This window comes from Colwellia sp. 6_MG-2023 (assembly GCF_030547765.1).
Classification (GTDB): Bacteria; Pseudomonadota; Gammaproteobacteria; order Enterobacterales; family Alteromonadaceae; genus Colwellia.
The window spans coordinates 68,792-81,186 of record NZ_JAUOPP010000012.1; the positions used below are offsets into that span (position 1 = coordinate 68,792).

The 12,395-nt window shown below is 36.3% G+C and carries 9 protein-coding genes; 6 read left to right on the forward strand and 3 right to left on the reverse strand.

Annotated features, from left to right (window positions below):
• Window positions 1-72 precede the first annotated feature (72 nt).
• Genes Q4503_RS09450 through Q4503_RS09465 form a run of 4 tightly spaced genes read left to right on the forward strand, consistent with a single transcriptional unit; the run spans window position 73 to window position 5,515 of the window.
• Window positions 73-1,557 carry a PLP-dependent aminotransferase family protein gene (locus Q4503_RS09450; RefSeq protein ID WP_215972288.1) on the forward strand — a complete coding sequence of 495 codons (1,485 nt, stop codon included), beginning with the start codon at window positions 73-75 and terminating at the stop codon, window positions 1,555-1,557.
• Entirely contained in the window at window positions 1,557-2,810 is a 1,254-nt protein-coding gene (locus tag Q4503_RS09455) for a multidrug effflux MFS transporter (RefSeq protein WP_303602109.1), read from the forward strand. Before Q4503_RS09450 ends, Q4503_RS09455 begins: the two co-directional genes overlap by 1 nt.
• A gap of 51 nt (window positions 2,811-2,861) precedes the next feature.
• Window positions 2,862-3,518: an isoprenoid biosynthesis glyoxalase ElbB gene (gene elbB / locus Q4503_RS09460; RefSeq protein ID WP_215972145.1), complete on the forward strand. Its 657-nt coding sequence runs from the start codon at window positions 2,862-2,864 to the stop codon at window positions 3,516-3,518.
• Between the two features lie 8 nt (window positions 3,519-3,526).
• The gene (locus Q4503_RS09465) at window positions 3,527-5,515 is read left to right on the forward strand and encodes a glycoside hydrolase family 3 protein (protein WP_303602110.1); all 1,989 of its coding nucleotides are present in this window, start codon (window positions 3,527-3,529) and stop codon (window positions 5,513-5,515) included.
• Window positions 5,516-5,623: 108 nt separating this feature from the next.
• On the opposite strand, the gene Q4503_RS09470 is transcribed toward Q4503_RS09465, so the two are convergent.
• The 3 genes from Q4503_RS09470 to Q4503_RS09480 all read right to left on the reverse strand — a co-directional run bounded on the left by Q4503_RS09470 (window position 5,624) and on the right by Q4503_RS09480 (window position 8,646).
• Window positions 5,624-5,815, reverse strand: coding sequence for a hypothetical protein (locus Q4503_RS09470; protein WP_215972143.1), 192 nt, complete (start codon window positions 5,813-5,815; stop codon window positions 5,624-5,626).
• 175 nt (window positions 5,816-5,990) lie between these two features.
• Window positions 5,991-7,181: an anhydro-N-acetylmuramic acid kinase gene (locus Q4503_RS09475; protein WP_303602111.1), complete on the reverse strand. Its 1,191-nt coding sequence runs from the start codon at window positions 7,179-7,181 to the stop codon at window positions 5,991-5,993.
• Complete coding sequence (locus tag Q4503_RS09480) at window positions 7,171-8,646, reverse strand: OapA family protein (RefSeq protein WP_303602112.1); 1,476 nt, start codon at window positions 8,644-8,646, stop codon at window positions 7,171-7,173. Before Q4503_RS09480 ends, Q4503_RS09475 begins: the two co-directional genes overlap by 11 nt.
• A gap of 267 nt (window positions 8,647-8,913) precedes the next feature.
• On the opposite strand from Q4503_RS09480, the gene tyrS reads away from it, so the two are divergent.
• Window positions 8,914-10,113, forward strand: coding sequence for a tyrosine--tRNA ligase (gene tyrS / locus Q4503_RS09485; RefSeq protein ID WP_303602113.1), 1,200 nt, complete (start codon window positions 8,914-8,916; stop codon window positions 10,111-10,113).
• A gap of 265 nt (window positions 10,114-10,378) precedes the next feature.
• Window positions 10,379-12,325, forward strand: coding sequence for a S9 family peptidase (locus tag Q4503_RS09490; protein WP_303602114.1), 1,947 nt, complete (start codon window positions 10,379-10,381; stop codon window positions 12,323-12,325).
• The last annotated feature ends 70 nt before the right edge of the window (window positions 12,326-12,395 follow it).

A 12,395-nucleotide genomic window follows, 5' to 3' on the forward strand; every position in this document is an offset into this window, starting at 1 on the left:
ATTTGTTTTAATAACATATACAAAATAATGAAAATGAAACCTATACAGTTTTTCGACTTAAAGATTGATACTATGCAATTACTTGATAAAACCTCTCCTGCTTTTTTATATCAACAAGTTATCGAATTTATTGATTACCAACAAAAAACAGGTGTTTTATTGCCAGGAGATAAGTTACCAAGTTTACGTAAGTTAAGCCGTCAATTTGAAATAAGTGTGCCTACCGTTAAGCAAGCTTATATTGAATTAGAACGTCAGGGGCGTGTTTGTGCTAGGCCACAGTCAGGTTATTACTTAATGGCACAGCGAACGCGAACATTGAAACCTATGCCAACAAAGTGGTCTCATTGTGCACCAGCAACTGTTCAGTGTCGAAATATGATAGAGCAAGTGTACGAAGCGGTACATATACCTAATACTGTTGCTTTAGGTATATCAAATCCTATCCAAGCCAATCCGCCAGATAAAACACTAGCAAGATTAATGCGTTCAGTTTTATCAAAAGTGGCAGAAAAAGCGGTGAGCTATGGCCCTGTTACAGGTGATGCTAAATTGCGTATGCAGTTAGCTTTTCGCTACCAAGAACAAGGCATTGTTATTAATTCCGATGAAATTGTTATCACGAATGGCGCGCAAGAAGCATTGTCTATTGCACTACAATGTGTTGCACAAAGAGGGGATGTTATTGCGGTAGAGTCCCCCTGCTTTTTTGGCATAATTGAATTAATTGAAACCTTAGGAATGAAGGCTTTAGAAATCTATACTTGCACAGAAGAAGGGGTTTGCTTAAGTGAACTGACAACCGCAATTCAAAAACACCCTATTAAAGCTTGTTTATTTTCTTCGGCAATAAATAATCCTTTGGGCTCAATGAAAACTGATGTGCAACGACAAGCGCTGGTGAGCCTACTTGAAAAACATGATTTGCCATTAATTGAAGATGACGTATACAGTGAACTGTACTTTACAGATAAAAAACCTAAACCGGCGCAGTTATATTCTGAAAAAGGGCTAGTGATGACGTGTTCATCATTTTCTAAAACAGCGGCCCCAGGTTATAGAATTGGTTGGTTATTACCTGGTAAGTTTGAAGAACAGGCTAAACGTGTCAAACGAGCACAATCATGCTCAACGCCAATGTTACAACAATGGACTTTAAACGAGTATATACAAAGCGGTGATTATGATCGTCATTTAAGTGTTTTGCGTAAGAAGCTAATTTACAACTGTGAACGTATGCGTGCTTTAATTGCGGAATATTTCCCAAGTGAGGTGTGTGTTTCTAAACCTCAAGGTGGAAGTGTATTATGGCTTAGGTGTCAGTCACACGTTAATACTAGTGAGTTTTTTCAAGAAGCCATAGAGCAAGGTGTAAGCTTCGCGCCAGGCGTTATATTTTCAATGTCAGGCAAGTATGCTAATTACATGCGTATTAGTTTTGGTGTGCAATGGAATGAACAAGTAGAGAATGCAATCCAAACGTTAGGTCGTTTAGTATTTAAGTATTCTCATAACGACAACATTAATAATAAAATTGATCAAAAGGACACGTTTTAGTGGAATCCGAAAATACATTTAAGGTTGAAAAGTCAGTACAGATATCACTTAAATTGCTTTTACCTTTACTTGCATCAATTATGGCGTTATCACCATTAGCTATTGATCTGTATTTGCCGGCAATGCCCGTTTTAGCTGAACACTTAGCCACCGATATGCCTATGGTACAAAACTCTTTGAGCATTTACTTATTAGGTTATGCTTTGGGGCTGATTTTATTTGGTCCAATGGCAGATCAGCATTCACGTAGAAAAATGGTGATCTTTGGTATCAGTGGTTTTTTACTGGCAAGTTTATTACTGCCTTTTGCGCTAAATATTGAGCAGTTTTTATCATTACGTTTTGTACAAGCGTTTATTAGCAGTGCAGCAACCGTTGTTATTCCTGGGACAATACGAGAATATTATAAAAAAGATACTGCCAAAGGATTGTCGTATGTATCTATGATAATGATGGTAGCGCCAATGATCGCACCCAGTATCGGTAGTATCTTATTGGTAGCGCACAGCTGGCAATTAATTTTCTATGTGCTGGCTTTTTACAGTGTTGTTGTTTTAGTACTCTCTATGAAGTATTTGCCAGATGCAATTAAACCGAGTTCTGCTAATGCTAACTTGGGCACAAACAATGTAGAGCAGGTTAAAGCAATTAATTTTTTAGAACGCTATAAAATTGTCTTCTCTAATCATGAAGCTAGGTTAGATATTATTAGTTCCATGATGATTTCATTAGCCTTTTTTTCTTATATTACGGCAATTCCCTTTGTATATTTGACCGTATATAAGGTTTCAGAATTAAGTTTTAGTGTTTTATTTGGTATTAACGTTGCAGGGCTAATGACGGCTCATTTTATTAATGCGCGTTTAGTTTCTCGTAAAGGCTCAAGAAAAATGTTGCGTTATGGCTTAATTATCTCGCTGATTTCATCAGCATCCTTGGTTATCGTAAACCTTTTATCAATGTCTGTTGTGTTCACTGTGTTATCTATCTTGCCGTTAATGGGCAGTATTTCAATGGTTGCTGTTAATTCTGACGCTTTAGTTTTTACTAAGTTTCCTGAACAATCTGGCACTGCAACTGCAGTAATAGGCACTTTGCGTTTCGGTGTTGGTGCTTTAGCTGGACCAATTTTAGCCTACTTTTATGATGGTAGTGCGTTACCTTTCGCAGGGTTAATGTTTTCTTCTGTGTTATTGGTGCTTTTATGCCAATTAATTATTAGTATAAATGAACAACAGAAAAAAATAGCGTAAAATATCAGTATTAAGATCTTAGTATTAGGCTGTCAGTGATAAGGATAAAAAATGAAAAAAGTTGCGGTAATTTTAAGTGGTTGTGGTGTTTATGATGGTAGTGAAATCAATGAAACAGTACTAACGTTACTGGCTATTGAACAAAATAATGCAAGTTATTGTTGTTTTGCACCTAATATTGAACAGCATCATGTGATTAATCATTTAACTGGCGAGGTCAGTGAGAATGAGAGTCGTAATGTGTTAGTTGAATCAGCTCGTATGGTACGCGGTAATGTTGACGATCTATGTGAATTACGAGTACAAGACTTCGATGCTATTATTGTGCCTGGTGGTTTTGGTGTTGCAAAAAATTTATGTAACTTCGCACTAGATGGCGATAATTATCAAGTAAACGACCAAGTGTTATCTGCCTGCCAAGCATTTGCAAAGGCAGAAAAACCTGCTGGTTATATGTGTATTGCTCCGGCTATGTTGCCATTAATTTACCCTAAAGGAGTACAAGGGACTATTGGTACTGATAGAGATACTGCATCGTTAATTACTGCCAAAGGATTGATACATAAAAATTGTGGTGTTGACGATATTGTTATTGATGAAACGCATAAGCTAGTGACAACGCCTGCTTACATGCTCGCTACTTCAATAAGTGAAGCAGCCTCAGGTATTAACCGTTTAGTACATAATGTTTTGGCTTTAGTTAAGTGATAAACAGGGTGATAAAAAACGGATCATTATTTGTTTTTTACTTTTTTTCCAGCTGCTTACTTTCAGGTAAATCTTATGCTTTACCTAGTAATGCAGCTAGCCAATTATCCGTTAATAAAACATCGAACTCTCCTATGACAGCCAAAAGCAATAATTCAATACTACTTTCTGACTTTGAAAAACAATTAGCAGCTAAAATGGCACTTGATATCCGTTATTTTTGCTCAGAAAAACCGATGAATACTACTGGGCGTTGTTTAGAGCCGGTGACTGAATTACCGAAAGCCTTAGCTGATGCTATTACGACAACGGGTATTGGGAGTGTAGTGCTTTTTGCTGAAAACTTATCAACAACAAAACAAATTATTCAGTTAACGCATGATTTACAAGCAGCAGCAGTTAAGTCAGATTCGCAACAACCGTTAATTATCTCTATTGATCAAGAAGGTGGCAGAGTAGTGCGTTTGCCTCAAGCCACATCATTTGCAGGTAATATGGCAATAGGTGCTACTTATCAATCTAAAGGTATCGAATTTGCTACGCAAACGAGTATGGTTATTGCTAAAGAGTTAATGTTATTAGGAATTAACAACAACTATGCTCCTGTTGTTGATGTGAATACTAATGCGATGAACCCGGTTATTAACACACGTTCTTTTGGTGAAGATCCAAAGCTTGTTGCTGAATTAGGCGCAGCAGTTGTTAATGGCTTACAAAATCAGGGGATCATGGCAACGCTCAAACATTTTCCTGGCCACGGTGATACTCATATTGATAGTCATTTAGGATTACCTCTTGTTGAACATGATTTAGCGACGATAGAAAGTAAAGATTTAACGCCATTTGAGTGGGCAATTAAACACAGTGATCCTGCGATGATCATGACTGCACATATACAATACCCAGCATTAGATAATTCAACGATTGCCAACCTTAAAGGCGAAAAAATTATTCGACCAGCAACAATGTCTCGAAAAATACTGACTGATTTGTTAAGAAATAACATGGGATATAACGGTATTATTGCGACAGATGCACTAGATATGGCAGGTATTGCGCATTATTTTAATGAAGTGACCGCCGTGGTCGAAACCTTCGTTGCAGGCGCTGATTTAGCCGTAATGCCGTTTAAAATAAGAAAAGTTGAAGATATTGATAAATTTAAGTTATTTGTTAAGGCTGTTGCTGAAGCATTACAACAAAAAATTAATAAAGATGAATTTTCAATAGCGGAAGTTAAACAGTCTGTTCAGAGAATAAATAGCTATAAACGAAAATATATAGCGCTACCAGAAATGTCTCTAGATAAGAGAGTTACGTTAGCAGAGCAGTATATAGCACAAGAACAACATTTATTGCTTGAACAAGCCTTAGCAGATAACGCTGTGGTGTCACTGATTGAAAATCAAGACAAGTTCCCAGTGGATGTTGAGCGTATTTCACGTATTCATTTGTTTGTACTGAATTGGCAAGAGTTTCGCGCTTTAAAAGCAGCGATCATTTTTCATTGGCAAAGCTTAAATCAATTAGCACCACAAATTAGCGCAACAGTGGTCGCAGAGCGTGATGCACAATCACAAATACATCAAGGTGATAAATTAGCTAAAGCCGATCTTATTATTGCAACAGTTGATACTAAGATAGCGAGCGCAGTTGATATTGGTGGCGCAGAAGATGTATTAACTCAAGCGTATGTTGCTAATAAACAAGGTAATGTGAGTTATGAGCAGTTACTTGCTTACCAGTTACAACAAGCTAAGCAACGAAAAGTAGCGAGTATGTTGATTGCTAAAGGGTCGCCTTACTTATTAACCCCTTATACTAAGCTAGCAGACTCTATTCTAGTGACATTTGACGATAGAATTTATAACAACAGTAATGATATAGCATACAGCCCCGGTTATCAGACGAGTATTGCTATTATGTTAGGTAAGCAAAAAGCATTAGGAGTATTACCGGTTAGTCTACCGAAATATAGCGAGTTATTACTTAACTGATAAAAGAAAGCCCATAAAATACAAAATTTCATGGGCTTTAGTTTTGAATATTCAAGTTTACACTAAATTTGCACTGACGATCACTGTGCTAATTCTAATTAGCACAATCTAATAAAAGGTATCACCTTTATTATGTGCTTGTGGATCTTCGATAAGTTCTTCAAACTCCACTTCAAAATTATTGTTATTGTAAGTATCCGCCATGTAGATTGTTCGGGTTGAGCCATCTATCCAAGTGACAGTGCCGCTACCCTTTCGACTACCGCATTTCATACCTATATGTATCTCATTAAATTCCATGACCTTCCTACCTCCTAATGTTAACACTGATATTTAGACGACGCTATGAATGGTTAGTTCGTTTTTTAACCAATATTTTTAATGTGTCGCTTGTTTTAAAACAAATTCAACTTGGTTGTTTTTTATACTATTCAGGATTCATTATAGAGATAATATTAATCTTTACTAGTGCATTCTAGGGTAAATACTCATTACCAAGGGTGCAACATTTGCTAGCCCCCGTTACCGTTGACATACTGCTTAATAACTTTTTGTCATAAGCAAAGGCCAGCCAGGCAAAAGCTATTGCTTCTAATTGATCTCCATCTATATCTTTTTGATTAGTAAGGAGAAGTTTGTAATTTTTATAGTGTAGAACCAGTTGTTTATCTATGGTATCTTTTAAAATTTTATTATGAGCACCGCCGCCACAAAGGTATATTTTAGTGCTAGCTTCATTATTAGGACTGTGCTGCTTAATTGCGTCAACAATAGTTATCGCTGTTAACGCGGTAAGCGTTGCTTGCACATCTTCATTGCTAATGTGAGTGAAGTTAGTTAGCTGGCGCTTTAGCCATGATAAATGGAAATATTCTCGACCAGTACTTTTGGGATGAGGAAGTTGAAAGTAATTGTCAGATAAAAACAGTGTTAGCAATTCAGCATTAATTTGACCTTTCCTTGCCCAATTACCATTCTCGTCATATTTCGTTTTACTGTGAGGGTTATGTAAGCTAAACCAGTCATCCATCAATGCATTACCTGGGCCTGAATCATAACCACAAACTTCTTGCTTATCAGTTGCAGGTAAAAAAGTAAGATTGGCTATACCGCCTATATTAACAACAAAAACATCAGCGCCATTATCACTGCTCTGACGCTCACTAAAAATGGTTTGATGAAAAGCCGGTACTAACGGAGCTCCTTGTCCTCCTAATGCCATATCTTTGCGGCGAAACTGCCCAATGACACGGATATTCGTCAAGGTTGCTAATGTTTGATTGCAGCCAATTTGTAAAGTAAATGGGTGGGTTATCAGTGGCCTGTGACGAATAGTTTGACCATGGTTACCAATGGCAATAATGTCGGAATAATTCAATTGTTGCTGTATTAAAAAGTTGTTAACTGCAGCGGCAAAGAGTTTTGCTAACTCAACATCTAATGCAAAGGCACGATCAATTTCATTATTAGTAGGATTATAAAGCGACTGAATTTTTTCTGCTGTTTCATTACTATATGCTTGATAGTAACTAGCGTGATGTTTAAGTAGGTTATTCTGATCGAAGGAAACTAAAGCCAAATCAATGCCGTCAGCACTTGTGCCTGACATTAAACCAATATAGTAGGTAGGCGCGTTTGAAGTACTTAATTTTGTATTAATCTTCATTTTTAGGTGTTTGCTCCTCGGCAATACTTACAGCCAAAACGATACGTTTTGAATCGTCCAGCTCTTTTAAACGTTGTTTCGAAATTGTGGTAAATTCAGCTTTAAATTCTTTAGCGATTGGTTTTGAATCAGGCAGTTTTACTGTTCTAGGATTACGGTGTACACCATTAAGTAAAAACTCATAATGTAAGTGAGGTCCTGCAGCCAACCCTGTTGCGCCTACATAACCAATAACTTGCCCCTGTTTTACACGTTGACCTTTTTTAACCGCTCGTTTTGAAAAATGTAAATACTTAGTTACTATGCCATTACCATGCTGGATAAACACATAATTACCATTGTATTTGTTATAAGTTGAATGCGTAACCTTACCATTGCCTGCTGCTACTACTGGAGTACCTGTTTTCGCTGCATAATCAACTCCTCTATGCGCTTTCCAACGCTTTTGTACTGGGTGAAAGCGTTTAGGTGCAAAACTAGAACTAATATACTTAAAGTTTACGGGAGCTCTTAAGAAAGCCTTACGCATACTTTTGCCACCAGGAGTATAATATTCACCATCAGTAAATCTTACTGCTTGAAATGGGTCTTTTTGGTTAATAAATTCGGCAGCTAAAATATTTCCTGTACCAATGTATTCGCCTTCAACATATTTTTTCTCATAAATTACATGAAAACTATCGCCTGCACGTATATCTAAAGCAAAATCTATATCCCAACCAAAAATATTAGCAAGTTCAATAATTTGTCGATCACTTAAGCCGGCAGCTGTTCCTGCATTCCAAAAATTTGAATTAATCGTTCCGTGTGCATAATCTTGTGTAATATCAACAGGTTTACTTTCTTTATGTGATTGATAGCTATCACCGACAAGATTGATATACAAAGTATCTGTTTTTGATAACGGATATTCAAGCGCTGTTATTTTTTGTTCATTATTGGTGGCAATGCGCAGCGTATCGCCGACGTTCATTTTTAGTAGTAGTTTACTGTCTTTCCCTTTAGCACTACTAACAGCATAAGTATCTTGCGCACTAAACCCTAAGCGTTTAAATATTCTTGCTAATGAATCTCCGCTACGAACTTTCACGGTTTGCCAAGACATGTCACTTTGTTGTTCTGAATTTACTGTTGTGGTGAGGTCATTTTCATCGGTTAGTTGGTTTTCTGGTGATGATACAGCGGTAGGGATTTCTATCTCAACCGGTGTGGAAGGTGGTTGTTCAGCTGAAGATTTTTCAGGAATTGCTACTTGGTAACGCTTACCAATCTCAAGGCTTTGCTTATTTGTTTTGTTGGTTAATTCATGCTTACTTGGCAGCAATATTATGAACAATGTTAATATTGATATACTAATAATGATTGCACGATGTTTTTTGGGTAATTGTTTAAAATTTGTCAGTAAGCTAAGAAAAACTTTATGAAGTGTTTTTAATTGTCGTTGTATTATTTGTTGTTTATTCACGGAGATAAGTGTTTACTTTATATTGGTAATAAAAATACGACAATTGTCGCTAATTCATAACAATTTGATTTTATTGGAACGGGGGAAATTAAATCAAATTAGTATCGTCTCGCACTATATCAAAGTTTTTAGCAAAGTTTTCAGAAAAATTTTTATAAAAGTTGTTACAAAAAATGGCTACATCGATTTTTATACTGTTATGTAGCAGATAAAATGAGTAGAATTCAGCCATTGAAATAAATATATAGCTAGCCAATGGAGCTAAAAATGACGGATGTAAGTCAAGCGTTTGCAGAATTGAAGCGCGGTTCAGAAGAAATATTAGTAGAAGAAGAGTTACTCGCAAAACTTAAAGCAGGTAAGCCGTTAAAAATTAAAGCAGGATTTGACCCTACAGCCCCAGATCTACATTTAGGTCACACTGTTTTAATCAATAAATTACGCCAATTTCAACAGCTAGGTCACGATGTTATTTTTCTGATTGGTGATTTTACCGGTATGATAGGTGACCCAACGGGTAAAAATGTTACCCGTAAACCACTTACTAAAGAAGATGTACTCGCCAACGCTGAAACTTATAAAGAGCAAGTGTTTAAAATATTAGACCCAGCTAAAACCACTGTGGCATTTAACTCTACTTGGATGGAAAAATTAGGCGCTGCAGGTATGTTACAGTTAGCTTCCCGTCAAACGGTTGCTCGCATGATGGAGCGTGATGATTTTAAAAAGCGTTATGCCAATGGTCAGGCGATTGCCATACATGAATTTATGTATCCACTTGTGCAGGGCTGGGATTCAGTAGCACTTGAAGCTGATGTTGAGTTAGGCGGCACAGATCAAAAGTTTAACTTGTTGATGGGGCGTGAATTACAGAAGTCTGAAGGGCAACGTCCACAAACTGTATTAATGATGCCTTTACTTGAAGGCTTAGACGGCGTGCAAAAAATGTCTAAGTCATTAGGGAATTATATTGGTATTACTGATAGTCCATCAGATATGTTTGGTAAAATCATGTCAATTTCAGATGTACTTATGTGGCGTTATTATGAGCTATTGAGCTTTAAGCCTTTAGCTGAAATTGAAGGCTATAAAACTGAAATCGAGCAAGGTAAAAACCCACGTGATGTTAAAATTGATTTGGCAAAAGAATTAATAGCACGTTTCCATGATGAAGCAGCAGCAGAAGCGGCTCATCACGAATTTATTAACCGTTTCCAAAAAGGTGCAATGCCAGATGAAATACCAGAGCTTGAATTAGTTGTTGAAGGTGGTGAAATCGCTATAGCTAACTTATTAAAAGAGGCTAACTTAGTTGGCAGTACTTCTGATGCTTATCGTATGATCAAGCAAGGTGCTGCTAAAATCGATGGTGAAAAAATTACCGATAGAAATTTAGTGATCGTAAGCGGTAGTAATGCGATCTATCAAGTTGGTAAACGCAAATTTGCTCGCGTTAGTGTTAAATAACGTTTAAGTTATTACTCCCATCAAATTAAGCCAGTCTGTTGACTGGCTTAATTCTTTTCTTTATTGGCATTTCGCTAAAACTCAGCCGTTAACCGTGTTAATTATCTCATCTAAAGTTAATTTTTTTGATGTTTTAAGTTATATAAGCTTTTATTTTACATAACTTTTTCTTATGATGGGTTTAATAAAGATAATTGATTTAAGAAATCTGGACTAATCGTTTTGATTTGGAATAGTCAACTTAGGGAGTGAAACACAAAACATTATGGCTACTATCGACATTAAAAAATTAAAGAAAATTTCGAGCTATATCATTATTACTCTACTTGTAGGGTGCTATATATTTACGACTCAGTCTCGCGCTGCAACAGTAGAAAACTTCTCTCGTCATCTAGAATACTACGATATGAAAATATCCCCAGATGGTAAGTATTTAGCCGCATCAGTTAATGTTGATGGTGATAAAAGCTTGGTCTTTTTAGATGCTAAAACGTACGAAGTAACATATATACTTAATTCTGGAGGAAAAAACCAAGCTGCTGATTATTATTGGGTCAACAATGAACGTGTAATCATCCAACTAGAGCAGTTACGTGGTTCGTTAGAAGAGCCTATTAACTTAGGTGAACTCTACGCGATTAATTATGACGGTAGAAAAGGGAAAATGATTTTTGGTTACCGTTCAAAAGCAGGCATCGTTTTATCAGGCCATGCAGGATTTTTAATCGATATTTTGGAGGAGGATGATAAAAGTGTTTTAATTTCAAAGCGGCTTTTATCACGTAAATCTGATGTGCTTCCTCAGGTTATTAAGTTAAATGTATATTCAGGTAAAGAAAACCGTTTGAAAACGGCTCCTATTCCTTATAGTCAATTCCTTGTTGATAATAATGGTCAACCACGCTTTGTTGCTGGGGTTGATAACGATTACAACGTTAAGCTTTTTTATTCAAAAGATAGAGATAGTGAATGGCAAGCGTTTGGTGAAGATTTTAATGGTGAATTTACACCGATTTCTTTTTCACCAGATAATGAAAGTATTTATGCATTAAAAGCTGAAAATGGTGAAGCAAAAGGATTATATAAATATAATCTTGCAACAAAAGAAGCAAAGTTGCTTTATAAGAGTAAGCTTGTTGATCCTACTTATATCATTAAATCCAATGTGAATAGTGTTTTTGGTTTACGTTTAGATGAAGATTATCCGAGTTATATTTACCTAGATGAGGATAATGAAGAAGCGAAAATACATAAAGCATTATATGCTGCATTTAAAGGAAGTAAGATTGCCATCACAAGTAAAACAAGAGACGGTAGTACTATTATCGTTAAAGTTAATAGTGATAGAAACCCTGGCTCTTTTTATTCCTTCAATACTAAAACGATGGCAGCAAAGCATTTATTTAAGAGTGCTTCTTGGATTAAACCTGAAGAAATGTCACCGGTAGAGCCTTTTAGAATAAAAACGCCAGACGGGCTAACGTTAAATGGCTTTTTAACCTTACCTAAAAATAAAGCTAAAAACTTACCAACCGTTGTGCTACCGCATGGGGGGCCACATGCTAGAGATTATTGGGGATATGACCCACAGGTGCAGATGTTAGCTAATGCAGGCTATGTTGTGGTACAAGTTAATTTTCGTGGTTCAGAAGGCTATGGTAAAGCTTTTATGGAAGCGGGCTATAAAAACTGGGGGACTAAAATTCAAGATGATATTTTATTAGCACTCAATTATGCGGTTCAAGAAGGTATTACTGATAAAAATAGAGTTTGTATTTTTGGTACAAGCTTTGGTGGTTACAGTGCTTTACAAAGTGCAGTTAGAACGCCTGAGTTATTTAAATGTGCTATAGGTTATGCCGGTGTATATGACTTGCCAATGCTATACAAAGAAGGTGATATAACGTCGCTTAAATGGGGTGGAGCATTCTTAGATACAACATTAGGTACTGATGTAGAGCAACAACGTGAGAACTCGCCTGTATACCACGTAGATAAATTAAAAGCGCCAGTACTAATTATTCATGGTGAAGATGATCAAAGAGCACCTATTGAGCATGCAGAGAAATTAAAAAAAGCGCTTGATGAACATAAACACCCTTATGAGTGGTTAGTAAAAGATAAAGAAGGTCATGGTTTTTATAATGAAGCTAATATTTTGGAAGCAAATAAGAAAATACTTTCTTTCTTAGAAAAACATATAGGTACATAAGTTAAGTTGTTAAATTACTAACATTATTTAATCTTGTTTAGGTGTTTACCCATATTATATTAAGTATGTA

What these genes read in the sequence shown, in the direction of transcription:
- Q4503_RS09450 (WP_215972288.1), top strand. Translation starts at nt 73, where the DNA reads ATGCAATTACTTGATAAAACCTCTCCTGCTTTTTTATATCAACAAGTT.
- elbB (WP_215972145.1), top strand. Translation starts at nt 2,862, where the DNA reads ATGAAAAAAGTTGCGGTAATTTTAAGTGGTTGTGGTGTTTATGATGGT.
- Q4503_RS09470 (WP_215972143.1), bottom strand. Translation starts at nt 5,815, where the DNA reads ATGGAATTTAATGAGATACATATAGGTATGAAATGCGGTAGTCGAAAG.
- Q4503_RS09475 (WP_303602111.1), bottom strand. Translation starts at nt 7,181, where the DNA reads ATGAAGATTAATACAAAATTAAGTACTTCAAACGCGCCTACCTACTAT.
- tyrS (WP_303602113.1), top strand. Translation starts at nt 8,914, where the DNA reads ATGACGGATGTAAGTCAAGCGTTTGCAGAATTGAAGCGCGGTTCAGAA.
- Q4503_RS09490 (WP_303602114.1), top strand. Translation starts at nt 10,379, where the DNA reads ATGGCTACTATCGACATTAAAAAATTAAAGAAAATTTCGAGCTATATC.